General features: G+C 54.8%; 13 protein-coding genes and 1 tRNA gene. 9 read left to right on the plus strand and 5 right to left on the minus strand.

Annotated features, from left to right (window positions below; translation table 11 throughout):
- Positions 1 to 1,083, plus strand: a 1,083-nt coding sequence (locus ABX962_RS10080; protein WP_372718987.1) for a sigma-54 interaction domain-containing protein, incomplete at its 5' end; no start/stop codon positions are given.
- Positions 1,084 to 1,116: 33 nt separating this feature from the next.
- Here the strand turns inward: ABX962_RS10080 and ABX962_RS10085 are convergent.
- Positions 1,117 to 1,512, minus strand: coding sequence for a GreA/GreB family elongation factor (locus ABX962_RS10085; RefSeq protein ID WP_372718989.1), 396 nt, complete (start codon positions 1,510 to 1,512; stop codon positions 1,117 to 1,119).
- Positions 1,509 to 1,916, minus strand: coding sequence for an HPF/RaiA family ribosome-associated protein (locus ABX962_RS10090; protein WP_372718991.1), 408 nt, complete (start codon positions 1,914 to 1,916; stop codon positions 1,509 to 1,511). The genes ABX962_RS10085 and ABX962_RS10090 overlap by 4 nt, the downstream gene beginning before the upstream one ends.
- A gap of 875 nt (positions 1,917 to 2,791) precedes the next feature.
- On the opposite strand from ABX962_RS10090, the gene ABX962_RS10095 reads away from it, so the two are divergent.
- The 3 genes from ABX962_RS10095 (at position 2,792) to ABX962_RS10105 (ending at position 6,777) form a co-directional block, all read left to right on the plus strand.
- Positions 2,792 to 4,357: an arylsulfatase gene (locus ABX962_RS10095; RefSeq protein ID WP_372718992.1), complete on the plus strand. Its 1,566-nt coding sequence runs from the start codon at positions 2,792 to 2,794 to the stop codon at positions 4,355 to 4,357.
- Between the two features lie 345 nt (positions 4,358 to 4,702).
- Entirely contained in the window at positions 4,703 to 5,335 is a 633-nt protein-coding gene (locus ABX962_RS10100) for an RNA polymerase sigma factor (protein WP_372719007.1), read from the plus strand.
- Positions 5,332 to 6,777, plus strand: a complete 1,446-nt coding sequence (locus ABX962_RS10105; RefSeq protein ID WP_372718994.1) for an anti-sigma factor — start codon at positions 5,332 to 5,334, stop codon at positions 6,775 to 6,777. The genes ABX962_RS10100 and ABX962_RS10105 overlap by 4 nt, the downstream gene beginning before the upstream one ends.
- A 299-nt stretch (positions 6,778 to 7,076) precedes the next feature.
- Here ABX962_RS10105 and ABX962_RS10110 read toward each other — a convergent pair whose 3' ends face one another.
- Both ABX962_RS10110 and lnt read right to left on the minus strand, forming a co-directional pair.
- Positions 7,077 to 8,153, minus strand: coding sequence for a fatty acid desaturase (locus ABX962_RS10110; protein WP_372718996.1), 1,077 nt, complete (start codon positions 8,151 to 8,153; stop codon positions 7,077 to 7,079).
- 500 nt (positions 8,154 to 8,653) lie between these two features.
- Positions 8,654 to 10,390 (minus strand): apolipoprotein N-acyltransferase, encoded by a 1,737-nt coding sequence (gene lnt, locus ABX962_RS10115; protein ID WP_372718998.1) that lies wholly within the window; start codon positions 10,388 to 10,390, stop codon positions 8,654 to 8,656.
- A gap of 161 nt (positions 10,391 to 10,551) precedes the next feature.
- On the opposite strand from lnt, the gene ABX962_RS10120 reads away from it, so the two are divergent.
- Positions 10,552 to 12,447, plus strand: coding sequence for a serine/threonine-protein kinase (locus tag ABX962_RS10120; protein ID WP_372719000.1), 1,896 nt, complete (start codon positions 10,552 to 10,554; stop codon positions 12,445 to 12,447).
- A 329-nt stretch (positions 12,448 to 12,776) separates the two neighbouring features.
- The gene (gene nusB / locus ABX962_RS10125) at positions 12,777 to 13,199 is read left to right on the plus strand and encodes a transcription antitermination factor NusB (protein ID WP_339938748.1); all 423 of its coding nucleotides are present in this window, start codon (positions 12,777 to 12,779) and stop codon (positions 13,197 to 13,199) included.
- On the opposite strand, the gene ABX962_RS10130 is transcribed toward nusB, so the two are convergent.
- The gene (locus ABX962_RS10130; RefSeq protein ID WP_372719002.1) at positions 13,196 to 13,948 is read right to left on the minus strand and encodes an MBL fold metallo-hydrolase; all 753 of its coding nucleotides are present in this window, start codon (positions 13,946 to 13,948) and stop codon (positions 13,196 to 13,198) included. The genes nusB and ABX962_RS10130 overlap by 4 nt on opposite strands.
- Positions 13,949 to 14,248: 300 nt before the next feature.
- Between ABX962_RS10130 and ABX962_RS10135 the strand changes: the two genes are divergently transcribed.
- The 3 genes from ABX962_RS10135 to ABX962_RS10145 all read left to right on the plus strand — a co-directional run.
- Positions 14,249 to 14,332 (plus strand) — tRNA-Leu (locus ABX962_RS10135).
- Positions 14,333 to 14,450: 118 nt separating this feature from the next.
- Positions 14,451 to 15,692 (plus strand): tyrosine-type recombinase/integrase, encoded by a 1,242-nt coding sequence (locus tag ABX962_RS10140; RefSeq protein WP_372719003.1) that lies wholly within the window; start codon positions 14,451 to 14,453, stop codon positions 15,690 to 15,692.
- A 354-nt stretch (positions 15,693 to 16,046) separates the two neighbouring features.
- On the plus strand, positions 16,047 to 17,804 hold a 1,758-nt coding region (locus ABX962_RS10145), incomplete at its 3' end, for a hypothetical protein (RefSeq protein ID WP_372719005.1).

Below are 17,804 nucleotides of genomic sequence, written 5' to 3' on the forward strand. Positions count from 1 at the left end.
CAGGCTGCGACCACCTTTTCGGTCTCGCCGGACGGCGATGCGACTGCCGAACAGATCGTTGGTCGTTCGCCCGCGATGCAAGAGGTTTACAAGGCGATTGGTCAAGTTGCCCCGCAAGACGTGAATGCCTTGATTTTAGGCGAGAGCGGGACTGGGAAAGAGATGATCGCACGCGCGATCCTGCAGCACAGTCGACGCGCCGATCGTCCTTTTTTGGCCATCAACTGCGCCGCGTTGCCCGAAAACCTACTTGAAAGCGAATTGTTTGGCCATGAGCGAGGTGCGTTCACCGGCGCCGAAAAACGCCGGGTGGGAAAGTTCGAACAAGTCGATGGGGGGACGATTTTTCTCGACGAAATCGGCGATATGACCCCGGCAACCCAAGCCAAAGTGTTGCGGTTATTGCAGGACGGAAGCTTTGAACGCGTCGGTAATAACGAAACGATCCAGGTCGATGTGCGAGTCATCGCGGCAACCAATCGAAACCTGTTGGAAATGGTCAGCGAGGGTGATTTTCGCGAAGACTTGTACTACCGACTCAGTGTGTTCACGATCCAATTGCCTCCGCTGCGAGAGCGTGCTGAGGATATCCCGATCTTCGTCGAGCACTTTGTCAAGCTGTTCAACGAAGATTTGCACAAGCAAGTCCGCTCGATCGCACCGGAGGCAATGTCACGACTAAAGCAATATCCTTGGCCGGGCAATGTGCGTGAACTGCAAAGTGCGGTGAAGCATGCGTTGGTGCGAAATGTGGGGGAGGTTCTCTCTGTCGATTCCTTGCCGCCCTCGTGTCGCGGTGAGTTGCCGGCGTCCCCTGTTGCAGCTTCCTCGAGGTTGGATGTTGCCAATCTTCAGCAATTCGTCAATGAGTTGCTCTCGGAAAACCAACCCAATCTTTATCAGAAACTGCATAACGAGATCGATCGGATCGCATTGCCCGAAGTGCTAAGCCATGCGGGTGGAAACCAAGCCCAAGCGAGCGAGATTTTAGGGATCGCACGCAGCACATTGCGAACGAAAATCACCGACTTAGGGCTGACGTTTGAAAAACGCTTGCGATCGGAAACGGAACATCAAGATTGATGTTCCTGATAATTAATACCGTTTGAACAGGGGTTACGCCAGTATTCGTAACACGGTGAAGCGACGTCGTCGGCCGTTCGCATCGTCCACGACGATTTCGTCCCCCACGCGGCATCCCAGAACGTTGGCGCCCAGGGGGGACAAAATGGACAAGTCGTTCGCAGAGTAGCCAGCGGCATCGGGGTAACACAACCAATGCTTGATCACCTCGCCGGTCGTTTGGTCTTGTAGGTAGAACGGCGAATTCATCGAAACAAGTTCGCCGGACACCTGGGACGCTTCGACACGCTCAGCGTGTTGCAGTCGTTCGCGCAGGGAACGCAGTGCCTCGGGCAAGGCATGGTTGCAGACTTTGGGATCATTCAGCAGTCCCGTAATCTGTGCGTGATCGCGAGTGGTCACCGTGTACTTCGTGGCGAAGGATTTCATGGCGACTTTCCCCATTGAGGGTCATCCAGCTCGGAAAGTTCTGGCGATGTCGCGAGCTCGATTCCGGGAAGATGTCGATGCGAGATCTTTTTGACCCGCCGGTCTTGTCGTGATTTCACTCGCTTCGTCATGGCAAAACCAGCACGGCGGATCGCCTTGGATACCGATGCTCCGACGCTTGATCCTGTTTCTGTGACCACCACGGTTTCCGCGCCGTTTAAGGTGACGACAAGTCGGCATTGTTTGCAGACGCCGCCACGGGGACCGTTGATGTCGTCAAGGCAAACCGAGACTTTCTGTACCCACCGGTCAAGCCGCTGGAATGATTGCTGCAGGCGCGATTCAATGTAATTGCGAAGCTTGTTGCCTACGGCGACTCGGTTACTGCTGATTACTAACTTCATCTGGCGAGTTCCTTCATTGTGGAAACAGTGAAACGGTCTTCGAACGAAGCGGTGGAGATACATCCACGATCTGGGATGATAAAAGAGGAATTAGTTAAGCAATCGCCACCACACGACGGCTCCTAACATGATGCAGCCGCTGACCAAAATGGACAGCGTGACTCGAAATGTTCGCAGCCGCTGATCGACTCGGCTACTGCGATCCATGGATATTGATATTTTACTCCGATCGATTGGGGGCGTGTTGAAGTCGGCTGAGGTGCCGTCGATTTTCTTTGAAGCGTTCACATCTACACACTCTCTCTGTCGATTCGCCCCTGCAGAGGCTGCTGGAAATCACAATCGTTTTAATCGTTAGTTTAGGAGCAACGTCAGGAACATCGTGGTTTAAGCGAATCGCGTTTTGTCGGGGTTTTTGCTGGAAAAATGGTTGCCAGACCGCGGGATTGCAGAGCACAGTGGCGGTCGCAAGCGTGTCAGGGATGAGAGAGGTTGGCAAAGAGTGTGCCAACGCATGCGTGGAGCTCGCGTCGCGGAGGCGGTTTTGCGAAGGATCCAGGGGATTTGTGGCAAAAAAGGGGGCGGGATCGACCGCCGATTTTTCGGTTTCGCCAAGTCGTATGGCCAGCCAGGTGAGCACGCAAGCAAAGCGGGCTGCGCCGGATTAACAGTCGCCACGGCTGAAAATCAGCCTCTGAAATTCAGCCACTGAGCATGTTGACTCGCTCGATTCGCGATTGACACGCAGACCGAGCTTAAAACGCAGGCAGTTGCCGTTGTTGTCGCCCCCTGCATCAAGCCGTTTGAAGTAAAATTGTCGCTCATCGATCTCGCTCGCTCCCCTCTCTAGCACTTGTAATCAATAGGAATTCAACATGCTTTTCTTTACCGTGAATCCGTCGACCGAGGGTCGCGAAGAATCGGCTCTCTCACTGCGATGCGTCACTTGGATGGCGTTGTTCGGTTTGCTCGTTTCGGCTGTACCTGCAACGCTGAGTGCCGCCGATCCAGAGCGTCCAAATATTGTTTTGATCATGGCCGATGACATGGGGTTTTCGGACATCGGATGTTATGGCGGTGAGATTGAAACGCCGCATCTCGATCGCTTAGCCAAGGGAGGGTTGCGTTTTCGCACCTTCTATAACAACGCGAAATGCGAGCACACGCGGGCTTCGATTTTGACCGGGCGTTGGTGGCATCACGTGGGGGCGTCGCCATCGGTTCACTACTCGGCGGCGACGTTTGGTGAGCGGATGCGAGACGCGGGTTATCGAACGTTGATGACCGGGAAATGGCATGCCGGACAAACTCCGTTCGAGCGGGGGTTTGATCGCTATTACGGGCTGACCGATGGCTGTTGCAATTTTTGGAATCCCGGGCATGCCAGGGATGGAGAGCCTGAGCCAGCAAAAAAGAGAGTGCGTCGCTGGGCGATTGATGATCAGAAGTTCTTGCCGTTTACGCCCGAGTCAAAGGATTTCTATACCACTGATGCTTTCACCGATCATGCGATTGGATATCTCGATCAATACCAGGGCGAATCGAAGCCCTTTCTGTTGTACCTCGCTTACACAGCACCCCACTATCCAATGCACGCCAGCGAAGAGGATGTGGCGAAGTATCGCGGTAAATACAAAGCGATCGGGTGGGACCAGTTGAGAGTGCAACGTTTTGCCAAGCAGCAGTCGCTCGGGGTGTTGCCTGCCAATGCGACGTTGTCACCTCGCGATGAGGAACTGCCGGCTTGGGATTCGATTCCCGCCGAAAAGCGGGATCACTGGGATTTGCGAATGGCCACCTACGCCGCGATGATCGATCGATTGGATCGCAACATCGGCCGCGTGCTACGCAAGATTGACGAACTCGGCGAAGCGGAGAACACCGTGGTCTTTTTCTTGTCCGACAATGGCGCCAGCGAAGATTCAGCCGACCGATCGACTGTCGACGGAGCGATGCCTTGGGAGGTCACGAGTTACTTGACGCAAGGCCGGGTGTGGGCCAACGCTTCGAACACGCCCTACCGTAAATACAAAACGACGGATTACGAGGGGGGCACGCGGACGCCCATGATCGCGTATTGGCCTGGCAAGATTCAAGCCGGATCGGTTACCGATCATGTTGGCCATCTCGTCGATTTCACGCCCACCCTGTTGGACTTGGCGAACGTGGACGCACCGAGTGAGTTAGCGGGGCATTCGCTTGTTCCCACGCTGCGTGGGGAAGCGAGCGAGCGGCCTTGGCCATTGTTTTGGCAATTTGGGAAGTATCAAGCCATTCGCGATCGCGATTGGAAATGTATACGGCAAGTCAAAGGCAATTGGGAACTCTACAATCTGCAGTCCGACCCCACCGAAATGGTTGATTTGGCGGCACAGAAACCCGAGTTGGTCGAGCAGTTGGCCGCCACCTGGGAATCGTGGTGGGCAACCAAGCCGCGTTAGGCCAACGTCACGTTAGGCAAGCCGCGTTAGGCAAACGTCATCAAGCGATCCACGGCAAGCAGGCCGCGATTTCCCTTCAAAACAATCGCGAGCGAGCGAGCACGCGTGTGAGCGTGTGGGGGGGCGCAGCGTGAGCATTTTGGAAAATCGCGGCGGTGGAAACGATCGATCCCGCGATATTCCGATTTTCGCCGGAACCTTCAGGGCAATTCTTGGGTTAATTCTTGAGGTGATCCGAGATGGTATCCCCAAGGGTCGCTAAGACACTAAACTAACACAAAGAAGACTCGTTCTCGTTCCTTTTTATCCCAACAGGCTGGTTTGGCTGTAAGCGATTCCACCGCGATGCGTTATCAGCAGTCCGATCCGGACGTTCGTTTGATGCTGCGCGTCCGCGATGATGATGCGGGAGCGTTTGAGGAATTAGTGCGTCGGTATGAGGCAAGATTGGTGCGATTGATGCACACACTCGGACCGAGCCATGAATTGGCGGAAGACTTAACGCAAGAAGTTTTTTTGCGTGTCTATCGCGCACGCAAACGCTATGAACCGGGAGCCAAATTTTCGACCTGGCTGTTTACGATCGCGGGCAATGTGGCACGCAACTCGGCACGCACCATGTCGCGTCGTCGCGAAGTGAGCGAAGTCGATGCACCGCGAAACCAAGATGCACCTAGCAACGCTCAATTGTTGGCGTCCACCGCACTGGATGCCAGCGGGCTGATGCCGACTCGTGTTAGCGAAGGCAGTGAACGTGCCCAGATTGTGCGTCAGGCGGTCGAATCACTCAGTGAACGGCAGCGGATGGCGTTGATGTTATCGCGATTCGAGAGCATGAGCTACGCCGAGATTGCGGAAACGATGGATCTGACGCCCAAGGCCGTCAAGTCGCTGCTGAGTCGGGCGCGAGTCAACTTAAAAGAAATGCTGCAACCTTACATCGACTCGGGACTCATCCCCAAGGAGGTGGGACCATGAGTTTGAAACTGTTGACCGACGACGCGCCGCTGGACCCAGACGACGAGCTGCTGGTGGCCTATGTCGATGGCGAGCTGGATCATGATTCACGCACGCAACTCGAAAGTCGTTTGTTGGACGACGCAGAGCTGCGGCGACGCCTGCAATCATTGCAGCAAGGTTGGGACTATTTAGACGATTTTCCGGCGCTGACGCCTTGCGAAAAACTCGTCGAATCAACGCTCGAGTTGGTCGTATCGGATATCGTCAAACCCACAGCCGAAAGTTCGGCTTCGCGGGTGTTCGTGAATCGCTTCCGCTGGCCGTTGATCACTGCGGGATTGTGCGTGTTGGGGATCTTGGCTGCCGCGGTGACCATCTATGGCGTCCGGAGTTTCCACTACCAGACGCAACTCGAGGATCTTGCGATCGCGGAAAACATTGATGCCTATTATTACGGCCGTGATTTGCAACTGATGCGTGATTTGGCGCTCAATGAATCGTGGACCAATCTGGTCACGGCGATGAAAGAGATTGGTGATTTGTCACCGCCTGAGCCGATTGTGTCGAATGTCGATCTATCGGAACGCGAAGATTTGATCGAAACGTTGTCGTTGGTCCAGCGTTCGCTATTAGATTCAAACTGGAAACGCTTCACGCGTCTGGATGAACAGGACCAACAGCAAATTCGTCAGACCGCAGAACGCGTTCAGGCTCAGCCCAATGCCGATGTGTTGCTGCAAACGATGCAAATCTATTCGGCGTGGCGCGAAACGCTCTCGAGTGAACTGAGAGACAAGATCGAGTCGGATGATTTGGATCAGCGTCGCGAGGCAATCAAGCAAGCGATCGATCAGACGCAATTGGCCATGTCGAAACGGTCAAGTTTGAATTTGTCGGACGATACAATCGAGCGAATTGCCTTTGCACTACACCAAATTTTGAAGATGCGGTTGCAAAACGAGGATCCTGGGGCGACCAAGTTTATCTCGCGATTGAAGCAATTTGTTGACAGCGAGCGAGCCGAGTTGATGGCGGTCGGCGCGATGGTGTTCGGGGACGCGGGGCGACCCGATGGTCGTGGGGGCCGATTTGGTTTTCCACGAGGCCCCAGCGACCGAGGATCCAGCGACCGAGGATCCTCAGGGAATTCACTCAACGATCGCCCCGCACCCTTGACGCTCGAAGAGTTGGCGATGATCGAGATTATCCTCTCGGACGCCGACCGCGACGTGCTCGATTCGATCGCAGGTGATCCCCGCAATCCAATGATGGAAGCAGTCACGCTGCGTTACTGGGCCGAAGAAACGGTCCGGCGCAAGGCTTGGTCGCGAAACGAAAATGAGACGACGTTGGTTGACCGTTACCAACAATTGGATCCACATGACCGCGAGCTTATCGATTTGTTGCCCGCCAAGCAGGCGATCGATCGGTTGACACCGTCCTACCGCCGCGGTCCGTAATACGCAGGTCTGCCGTTTCCGGCTTTGGTGAGCCATACCATCGATCTTAGCGGCGGCATTACCTTGTGGTTGCGCTGGCTTTCTGCCACCTCTCCCCCAACTTCGTCGGTGGAGAGGTGACTGCGTTATAGGCTGGAAGAAAAACTCACCCCAATATCCAACGTCAATACCACAGTTTTAGCAGTCCAGGCTTGCGCCGCACCGCTTTGAAAATCACCCCGTAGTGCCTGAGCACGATGGCACTGGCTGAAAACGATCTCGTTGCAACAATAGCCGTTTGGTCTTTCTATCGCGTAGCGTTACGCCGCGTCGAGCTCGGAATAGGTGATCAAACGATCTCGGTCCTCGTCCCAAAACTTGAGTTGCAGACAGCGGATGATGTCGCGGATTTTCAGTGACGTTTTTTTCGGGGCTTGCAGCGGGGGCAACGCTTGCATCGCTTCGGGTAACCGATAGAACGGGATTTTCGCGTTCAAGTGATGCACGTGATGGTAGCCAATGTTGCCTGTCATCCAGTGCATGACAGGGCCCATCTCGAGATAGCTTGATGATTGCAGCGCCGCATTCGTGTAGCTCCACTCGTCGCCGTCACGGATCTTAGCATCGGGAAAGTTGTGTTGGATGTAAAACAGGTACGTTCCCAGGCAGGTGGCGATCCACGTCGGCAATAAAAAGACAAACGTCGTTGTTACCCATCCGCTAAACCAGCAACAGGCTGCGATAAATCCAAAGTGGAGCAGCATCGAGGTGAATGCGTCCCAGTGACGTCGCGGGTCACGACGGGCGGTGTAGATGCACATGCCGTACAGGAAAACCGGAAAGTAGCCCATCAGGATGACCAAGGGATTGCGAGCAACGCGATAACTCAATCGCTCGATCTTCGATGCTTTGCGGTAGTTTTCCGTTGTCATGATCGGAAACGAACCGAGGTCGGATCCAAACAATTTGGAATTGTGGTGATGGTGGTGGTCGTGCGAATGTTTCCACGCACTTGGCGGCGTCAGCATCAAGTTGCCGTACACGCTCAGAATCAGCTTGGCTAACTTCGAACGGGTTAAAATCGTGTTGTGCTGATAGTCGTGGTACAGGATGAACATGCGAACCAGCGTCAGCCCCGTCAACACACTGGCCAGTGTTCGCAACCAAAGCGGTTCGGTGACCCCAGCGACCGTGGCAGAAAACAGCACCGCAGCAAGTGTGCTGCATAGATGCCACCAACTCTTGCCGCGATGTTCGACGGCAAATTCACGACTGGCAATCAGCAACTCGCGATCCAAGCCGCGCTGCTGTGCGGAGGATCGTGTCTCGTTTTCTTCGTTAACAGGCGGTTGCCACGATTCGATTTCCGTATCGGATGCAATGCAATTGGCACTCAATGGGTCTATTTCCTAAAGCATAGTTGAAAACGTTTTCCGCCAATTCATTGGGCCAAAACGTTCCAGATGCGTGATGCATACAAGGGGCGATCGTGCTAGCAGCATGGTCGCGGGGTAGTATGTGAACAAAACTGCCCAAGATCGACAACCACAACCCGCATCCCATGTGCTTCCAATCCAAAATTTGCGGCAATTATTGGGTAAATCCCGATCCAAAGAGGCATCGCATTCACGGGAATTTCAAAAACGCGCCCCCCAAAACGGGCTGTTTCGGCAGTCCGCAGGTGGTTTTTTAGTGAAGCGAAGCGGGGCCCGCCCAATGCTATTAACTCGGGTAGCGGCTTTGGCCAACGCTGTGAAGCATTTTCTCGTAGCTACCTTCGCCAGAAGGTGGGCATTCGTATTGGCTGGCAACCATCCACGCTCTGGCGAGCGTAGCTACGGAACGCAATTGCCGTAATTTGCCGTCTCTAAATGCTTCACAGCGTTAGCCTTTGGCGCTAGGACGATTCGGCGCGATGTCGTGCTCTGCGTTTTGCATTGGCCTGAGCCACGATCGAGGTCAAGACGACTAGGCACGCCAAGGCTAACAATTTTGCGGGGAGGTCACCAATGCGAACATACAGACTCGTTCGATCATCACGATGTGGCGTCGCGATGATCGCGCCGTTCGTCCCCGACGGCAATGATTCGGTCAAGCGACCGCAGCTATCGATGGATGCGGTCGGACCATTGTTGGCCGACGATAAAACCGGTCGCCGCGTCCCGACGGCCACCAATTGCGCACCGCGTTGATGATGCGCCAGGATACTCGAGTCATCAAACCATCCATCGTTGGTCACCGTGACGATCACATCGGCGCGTGTATTGTTTTCACGTAGACGGCTTAGATGATTGACCATCACCCGTTCGACTGCGGTCTCGATACAGACGCTGGGCACGATGGCGGTGTCGTCGACCTTAAAGACCGTAGGCCCATCGCCTGGCGTGACACCCAAGCCGGCTGGGATCAACGAACGCAGTCCCGGGATACTCGGCAAAAGCGGAACGTATTCGCCAAACATGACCAAGTGATTTTTGCCGTACCATCCACTCACCGTTGCTGTGGGCGAAACGTGAACCATCCCGCTGTAGACTTGCGGCAGTTTTCCGTAGCGTACGACGCCGCAACCAACCACCAGATGAGGTTGTTGTTGCTCGGGGTTTGACTGCGCAAGTGTGCGGATCACGTCATCGGCGCGACTCCGAAAATAGTTCTGGTTCTGTCCTACCATGGCAACAAACGAATCAGGCGGCCCCTCGTATTGTTCGGGCACGACCGCATCGGCATCGGCAATCATCCATGGTAACCCGCCGGTAAACATCGATTCGGGCCACACGACGACATCAACGGCATCGCTGCTGTTCTCGAGTGTATCAACACTTTGGGCGGTGTAGTTTTGAAAAATACTTAGTTCGCGTTCAAAGTCTTGTTGGTATTCGACTTGTTCATCACGCTGCACAAGCGCGAAGGTGGCCAAGGGTTCGGTGACGGGTTCGCTGAGTCGGAATTGGCCGTAAAGGAAGCTGGCGCCGGTGCACATCGCTGCAACGACGCATGCTGCGATCGTTCTGCCAGCGGTTTCGAGTTGGTGTGACTCGGAAGTGAAGTGTTGTCGCGAAACAAGGCGTGTAACTAAACTGAACAGGGCGACGTTCACCGAGACGATGACGAAGCTAACACCGTAGGTGCCAAACAGATCGGCGATTTGAATCATCACCGGAACATCGGCAAGTGTGTGACCGAGCATCAGGGCCGAGATACCGGTGAGCATGTAATTTCGCACGCACTCGAGTCCGACCCACATCGCGGGAGCCGAAACCAGCAGCGGAACATTCCACCGCACGCAGCGGCGGCACAGCATCACAAAGAGTGGCAGGTAGATGCCCAAGTAGCCGGCCAAAGCGAGCAGGCACACATACATTGCCGGATGAGCGTGCCGGATGCCTTGTAGGGAGACTAACCAATACAGTGACGACGCTAACCAAATCGCCACGTAGTCCCGCCGCGTGAACGCGGATTGATCAAAAATGATCCATAATATCGGGACCAGACACACTCCCGCGATTGGCCAAAGGCTGAGGGGGGGCTGGGCCAGCCAGAGCATGCAAACGCCCGCTGCCGTCAACAGGATGCGATTTCGGCTCGATTTGCTAGCGAGATTGCGATTTGCGATCGTGGGGGGAATTGCGTTCATGGCAGGGATCTTAGTGTTTCGGCGGGTGCAATTAAATTGCACTTTTGCCCACCAACGCCGCCGGGTGTCATGATGGGATCGCGTGCGGATTCCGTTACAATCATGCCGCGGTCGCAGCGTTGCTCCCTTCTTTTTTCCAATCTCGTGCTAAATCATCCGCAATGAAATCTCCTGAATTCCTTGGTCCCTATCGAATCGGTGAGACGTTGGGGCGGGGCGGAATGGGGGCCGTCTATGTTGGCGTTCACGAGCACACCGGCGAAAAAGTGGCCGTCAAGCTGATCGCAACGCATGTCGCCGACGAGCCTCGTTTTCGGCGACGGTTTGATTCCGAAGTGGAAACACTGAAACGACTTCGCCACCCCGGCATCGTGCGGCTGATCGGTTACGGTGAAGAAAACGGGCAGCTGTTTTATTCGATGGAATTGGTCGAGGGGGAATCGCTGCAGCAGCGGATTCGGCGTCAGAAGCGGATTCATTGGCAGCCGGCCATCGACATCGCCATCGAAATCTGTGGTGCGTTGAAACACGCCCACGATTTTGGCGTGATTCACCGCGATTTGAAGCCAGCGAACTTGATTCTGTCGACCTCGGGTAATGTCAAATTAGTCGACTTTGGGATCGCCAAGCTGTTTGGATTTGGCGAACAGACGTTGGCAGGATCGATTTTAGGGACCGCCGACTACATGGCTCCCGAGCAAGCCGATAGCAGTGGGGTTTCGGTTCGCACCGATCTGTATGCGTTGGGCAGTGTGTTGTATGCGATGTTGATCGGACGGCCTCCCTTTCCCGGCAAGCGGACCACCGAGGTAATTGAAGCACTGCGGCGTGATCGTCCCGTGCCGCTGGAGTTGATTGATTCGGAATTGCCCGAAGCGCTTTGCGAGCTCGTCCATCAACTGCTGGAAAAAGATCCGGCCGATCGTCCGCCGACCGCCCTTTCGGTGATGAACCGGTTGAAAGCGATGCGTGCGGGACTGCTTCGTCAACAAACGCTGCCAGATCATTCGATGCCGACCGCTCATGCGGTTCCGGGGCGAGATCAACCGGCCGCCAAGCCGACCGGGGAATCGACCGAAAAAACGGATGCGGGGGGCCACGACACGACTGGATTGAGCGTCGATCAGCTCGCCGGTGATCGTCCGCCAAGCGAAGAAATTCGGACGGCCGATCTCGGCAACCCTTTGGTCTCCGAGCACGCCAATCCGCAGTTTTCGGCCACCGTCGCCTCGCAGAATACCGTCGTCTCGGACTCGCCAACCGACATCGAGGATGCTGACCAGGCGGCGGCAGAACCGGTCAGTCGTCCCACTCATTTTCAATCGGTGGACAGCGAACAGGAACACGCCGCGGGGCATGTGGCCGAGGCATCGCCCGCCGAGCATTGGAAGCAGGCAATCTCGATTTCACTAATGATGGCGGTGCTGATCGCGGGGGTCATCCTGTTCTTCAAAGCAGCCGAGCAGCCCACCGCGGATGAACTGTACCAAGTCATCGCGGAAAACGCCGAGGCGGAAAATGCGGGCGAAGCTCGGTTGGAGATGGATCAATTTCTCAAACGATTTCCCGACGATCCTCGTTACGAAACGGTCAATCGTTGGCGGCATGCGATCGATCTGCAGCGGTTGCTGAGACGGTTGAGCGTGCAAGCCAAATTGGATATTTCGCCGCTCTCGGCCGCAGAGCAAGGGTTCTTGGATGCGATGACGGGCCGCGAGCAGGATCCAGTCGCCGCGGCGTCGCGGTTGACTCAGTGGTTGGCGATTTACGACACACAGACGCTACAAACCGGCGAGTCGCTCGCGGAGATGATTCGCCTGGCCAAACACGAGGCAAGACTGATTCGCGAACGTGCTCCTGCGATGATTCTCGATCCTCGCGCAGTCCAGTTGCTCGATCGCATTCGCCAGACCGTCGAAAACGCGCCGCCGCAAACCGCCCGAGAATCGCTGACCGGGATCATTCAACTGCATGCAGATCATGGCTGGGCCGAGCCTGCGGTCGCCGAAGCCAAGCGTCAGCTGGAAAAGTTGCCGCTCCCATCGCCCGTACCGTAGCGAGCCGAGCCGTAGCGAGCCGAGCGATCTGCTTTTGGTACAAGCGGGGGGGGGCGGTGCCATGCACGCCCGATGCCATCGATTTTTGGCACTAGACGAGTGTTTTTCGTCGCGGAGCGGCGCGAGCCGCCGGGTCAAAATCGAATGTTTTACTCGCTGCAGCCGGACGTCTCACGCCGCCAGCGCTACCAAAGTTGATGCCATGGGGCGAAGGCCGGCGGGGCTAAATCGAAGGTTTCTTTGCTGCCCCAATCGGCGCTTCTGCCATTTCCGCATAGAATCCCCACTCACGCTTCCCCGATTATTTCCCTCATTGTTGTCAGGTTCGAATGTCCACTCGCCGCCGTGCCCGCGAGATTGTATTGCAGCTGCTTTACGAGGCGGACGTTAACGATCCCCGCTCTGATGAATCCGCCAAGCAGTTCATTCGCTCGCGTTTACAAGGACGCAAAGCGTTAACCGAGTTTGCCTACAAATTGTTGATGGGCACGCTCGAGCATCGCGATGACGTCGACGCCCATCTCAGCAAATTGGCCAGCCACTGGACGCTGCCTCGCATGGCGGTGACCGATCGCAACGTGTTGCGGTTGGGGGGCTACGAGATTTTGTTTGGCGATACCCCTGGACGTGTTGCCGTCAATGAAGCCATCGTTTTGGCAAAACGTTATGGCGACAAAAACAGTCCGCGATTCGTCAACGGCGTGCTCGATCGGCTCTACAAAGAACTCGAAGCCAAGCAGGCAAAGAACTAAAACTCGATCGTCATCTCGTCTTCGGCGAGGACGACGGGGCAATCGACCGCGTTTCGGATCACGTCCAGATCCACCGGATCCTCGGACGTTTCCAGCGGATTGATATGCGTGACCAGCAATTGCTTGGGCTGGATCAGCTTGGCGACTTCCGCGACCCGGCTGGTCCAACAGTGCCCGGTCTTCTTTGCCCATTCAGCAGACGCGTCACGAAAGTAGCACTCTTGCATCAATAGGTCACAACCTTGGCCCCACTGGGCCATTTCGTCGCTGGTGTCACCGGTGTTGTCGGTGGCATAGACAAGCCGTTTTTGTTGCTTCTGCCACTCAATACGGTAGGCCACACTGCCACCGGGATGATCCTGCGTGCGATGCGTGATCGTCGTGTCGCCGATTCGGAATTCATCCAACGAATCGATCTCCATCCACTCGGCGTTCAGTGACGCGGGGAAAATCAAGTCGTTAAACAGGTGTTTACGGACCGCGTCTAGCTTGTCTTTCTCGCCCCAAATCCGGCACGTCTTCACCGGACTTTCGAACAGCACGTCCAGCAAGAAGGTCAAGCCGCAGGTGTGATCTAGATGAGCGTGGCTGAGCAGCACATCAAGCGAATCGGTTTGGATCAGGGGGGCCAACCGAAAGACGCCTGTACCGGCATCCAGCAGCAGTCCCGATTCGGGCAGAAAGTAGCACGAGGTATGGCGTTGGGCGTTGGGGTGATAGCCTACCGTACCGAGGCAATGAAGTTGCATACTCGCCAATCCTCGCTCGGATTCAAAATGGAAATCGGGTAATTAGGGGGGGACAAGTTGTAGCATCCAAGTATATCAGAGAGAAGCGTTCGCGGTTGAGTTATCAACCTCATCTACGATGGTGAGTCATCGACGGAGTGAATTGACGAACGTCCAGCGGCGAATGCTTCTTATAGACTGGTTGCTGAAGGGTGAAAGGTCCAGCGGTTTCGCCGATCGACCGCACTCGAATTCCATTTTTTCGCGCCCGCCTCCACTTGCGATTCTTAGAAAAACGCGATATTGTTCTAGGGCTAATTCGCGGATGTGGCGGAATTGGCAGACGCGCTAGATTCAGGTTCTAGTGCCCGCAAGGGCGTGGAGGTTCAAGTCCTCTCATCCGCACTGGTTTTTACGAGGTTCCAACGTACTATACGTTGGAGCCCTTTTTTTATGGACTCCCAAACGCGACCAAAACACGACCAGTGTGGCGGACACGTGTCTCTTACAGGGGAGTTCAAAAATGGCAGGCTTAGAAGTCCGCAACAATCGATACAACATTATCCTCCGTTTCGGAGGCCATCGATTTGTCCGCTCGCTAAAAACAAGCAACGAAGATGCTGCCCTGGCAAAGAAGTTGCGTGTCGAAGAGAACGTGGCCTTGGTCGAGTCAGGTCGATTGACCATTCCAGAAGGAGCGGACGTGATGACATTCCTCTTGTCTGATGGAAAGCTGGACAAGAAGCCGATCATCAAATCGTCATTGACCCTCCAGCAGTTGTTCCTCGATTTCTGGGACGCAATGCCCATAGATAATTTGGAGCCTAACACCATCGACATGATGAAAATTCATCAGCGTCATTTGGAACGCGTGCTGGGCAAGCGGCTAATCGCTCAATCGCTGAGCCAAGGCGTCCTTCAAAACTACATTACGACCCGGTCTAAGGAAAAGACGAATAGGGGAACCTTTCTCAGCGGCAACACAATCAAAAAGGAGATCGTCACATTCAATTCGGTCTGGCGGTGGGGTGTCAGAGCGGGGAAGGTCCATGGCGACTTTCCGAACAAGGAGTTGCGGTATCCGAAATCGAAGGAGCTTCCCGTCTTTCAAACTTGGGATGAGATCGAGAGACAAATAAAGGCAGGTGCCTCTGAGGAACTCTGGGACGCTCTCTATCTGGATATGAATCAGATCCAGAAAATTTTGAAATATGTCAAAGGGCACGCAAGGCTGCCGTTTTTGCATCCGATGTTTGCATTTGCTGCCTACACTGGTGCCCGTCGGTCAGAATTGCTTCGATCGAGACTTGCAGACATCGATTTGAGTGGAGGAGTAATCACTCTCCATGAAAAAAAACGTGTGAAGGGGAAATCGAGCACCAGACGCGTTCCCATTTGTAAACCGCTTGGAATGGTTTTGAAGCAATGGCTAAAGCAACATCCAGGCACCCCCTTTACGTTCTGTCATCCTGATCCGATTCTCTATTCACATCGGCGCACTCGCAACGAGGAAAACCCATTAACCCGAGATCAGGCCTCGTGTCATTTCAGAAAAGTAGTTGAAGGAAGTGATTGGAATGTTATTAAAGGCTGGCACTGCCTTCGCCATAGCTTCATTTCAAACTGTGCCAGCAATGGAATTGATCAGAGGATGATTGATGAATGGGTAGGCCATACCACTGAGTCGATGCGGCGTCGATACCGGCACCTCTTTCCGTCGAGTCAAAAGGATGCGATGAAGCTCTTGTTCAGCAAGCCCAAGTGATCGTTGGGCGATCGGGGAGGGGATAAGTGTCGATTCCCAGCATTCAATCTTTAATCTCAACTCGAATTGTCGAGCTGTCCAATTGGGGGCGAAATCAGATATCGGGTCTTCTTTGATTTACCGATCGCATTGTCCTTCTTTGGCATATTGCGTCTACCATTAAGCGAGGTGGCAAATACCCCCTTCGTGTCCATTGAAACGGTTGGTTTAAGGAGGTTTTATTGACGGTGTCATTTTAAGACGCATCCGATTGCGACTGCGAGTTTGTCTTGGCTGCGTTAAACAATACCCAAGACCGTGCAGCACCTGACCACCGATTCTCTTCGATCGGCACTTTAGAACGGCTTTGACGTGATGCTTTCTCCTGAGCTGTTCCACATCGGCCAGCACGACGGATATCCGGTTTCAAAGCAGACCCGCTTTCGTGACGACGCAGGAACCGAGCGACTGGAAACTGTCTACGCATATGACTGGTATTCCGGCAAAGTTCAGCCGCAACAGCAAACGACTACTTTGCCGGTCGTGTCCACTTCTCAAAATGGTCCTGGTACAGCGACTACGCAAAAGCAAGCTTTTGATGAACGCGGCAATCTGACGTGGTCGATGGACGCACGCGGGTTCATTACGCACATGGTCTATGACCCGGTGCTTGGGGCGATGTTGCAACGCATTGATGATGCAGATACGTCCTTACTATCCGGCGTCCCATCTGGATGGAGTACCCCCAGCGGAGGCGGGAAACATCTGGTCTATGATTACGAAATTGATTCCCAAGGGCGAACCACTCAAGAGCTCAGGCCTTCCCACACGATCGACTTAGAAGGAACAGCGACCGTCATTCGCCGCGCTATCTGGACCGTTTACAAGGATGCCGAGCACGCGACTTGGACGGCGAGCGGCTATGCGACTGGAACAGGGCCTGCCTACACCTATACGCTGATCAACCCTGTCAACATTCAGCAGCGTGATCCACGCGGAAACATGATTGAGCAGATCCAGGTCACTCGAGGCTCCACCTCCGGTCGCTTGCAGCCAACTGACACCTTTTCCCAAGCCTCCTTCACCCGCTGGACGACTTGGCAATACACCGACTGCTGCTTCGTTTCTTCAAAGCGTGTATACCACACGATCCCAGCCTCCGGAGAGGGGGCTAGTGGAACCAACTACGATCAAACGACTTATGGCTATGACAGTCTGAAGCGGCGCAATCTTGAGATTTCACCAGGCGGCACGATCACACGCAGTGTCTACGATGTCCGAGACAATGTCGTGGCAACCTACGTCGGAACCGACGACACCGGTGCCACCGCTAGCGACCCGACTGGCGGCGGAGCTGCTGGCAACAACATGGTGCAAATCAGTGCATTCCAGTTCGACAGCGGCGACGACCAAGGAGACAACAATCTTACGAGGCAAACGTCTTACGTTGATAACGCAAGCTCGCGGATCACTTCATTTACGTATGACTGGCGAAACCGCCGAGTAGATACCGATGGAGAACTCGATGCATTTCAACGCGTCACCTACGACAACCTCAACCGAGTAGTCGTGTCGGAGCGATTTGACACCTCGGCAGCCGGAAACTTGGTAGCACGCAGTGAAACCAAATATGACAATTTAGGTCGGATTTACGAATCCATCCGTTATGGGGTCGACCCAAGCACGGGTACGGTTGGCAACCCCATTACCAGCAACTACTGGTTCGATGCCGCTGGCAATCCGATCAAATCTTTGCCTGGTGGCGCGAAGAAATTCACCAAACAGTCCTACGATAGTCTCGGGCGAGTCGTCATCTCGTACGTTGGCTTCGGAGATGACACCACCTATGCCGACGCGACCACGGTGACCGGAGATGTAATCCTCATACAATCCGAAACCACCTACGATGACGCCGGAAATAGCATCCAGTCGGCCACCCGCCAGCGTTACCATAATGCACCGGCCGCTCAGACCGGAGCCCTTGGCTCCCCGACCGTCACGCCCAATGCCCGGATTCAGTATTCGGCAAACTATCCTGACGCACTCGGTCGGTCGGTCGCGACGGCGGGATATGGAACCAACGGTGGTGTAAGTTTCACTCGCTCAGCCACGATTCCGGCCAGCAGTGACACC

Source organism: Novipirellula sp. (assembly GCF_041583735.1).
Taxonomy (GTDB): domain Bacteria; phylum Planctomycetota; class Planctomycetia; order Pirellulales; family Pirellulaceae; genus Novipirellula.

Coding starts and splice junctions, on each gene's coding strand:
- ABX962_RS10090 (WP_372718991.1), bottom strand. CDS start 1,916: ATGAAGTTAGTAATCAGCAGTAACCGAGTCGCCGTAGGCAACAAGCTT.
- ABX962_RS10105 (WP_372718994.1), top strand. CDS start 5,332: ATGAGTTTGAAACTGTTGACCGACGACGCGCCGCTGGACCCAGACGAC.
- ABX962_RS10130 (WP_372719002.1), bottom strand. CDS start 13,948: ATGCAACTTCATTGCCTCGGTACGGTAGGCTATCACCCCAACGCCCAA.
- ABX962_RS10085 (WP_372718989.1), bottom strand. CDS start 1,512: ATGAAATCCTTCGCCACGAAGTACACGGTGACCACTCGCGATCACGCA.
- lnt (WP_372718998.1), bottom strand. CDS start 10,390: ATGAACGCAATTCCCCCCACGATCGCAAATCGCAATCTCGCTAGCAAA.
- ABX962_RS10140 (WP_372719003.1), top strand. CDS start 14,451: ATGGCAGGCTTAGAAGTCCGCAACAATCGATACAACATTATCCTCCGT.
- ABX962_RS10095 (WP_372718992.1), top strand. CDS start 2,792: ATGCTTTTCTTTACCGTGAATCCGTCGACCGAGGGTCGCGAAGAATCG.
- ABX962_RS10120 (WP_372719000.1), top strand. CDS start 10,552: ATGAAATCTCCTGAATTCCTTGGTCCCTATCGAATCGGTGAGACGTTG.
- nusB (WP_339938748.1), top strand. CDS start 12,777: ATGTCCACTCGCCGCCGTGCCCGCGAGATTGTATTGCAGCTGCTTTAC.
- ABX962_RS10100 (WP_372719007.1), top strand. CDS start 4,703: ATGCGTTATCAGCAGTCCGATCCGGACGTTCGTTTGATGCTGCGCGTC.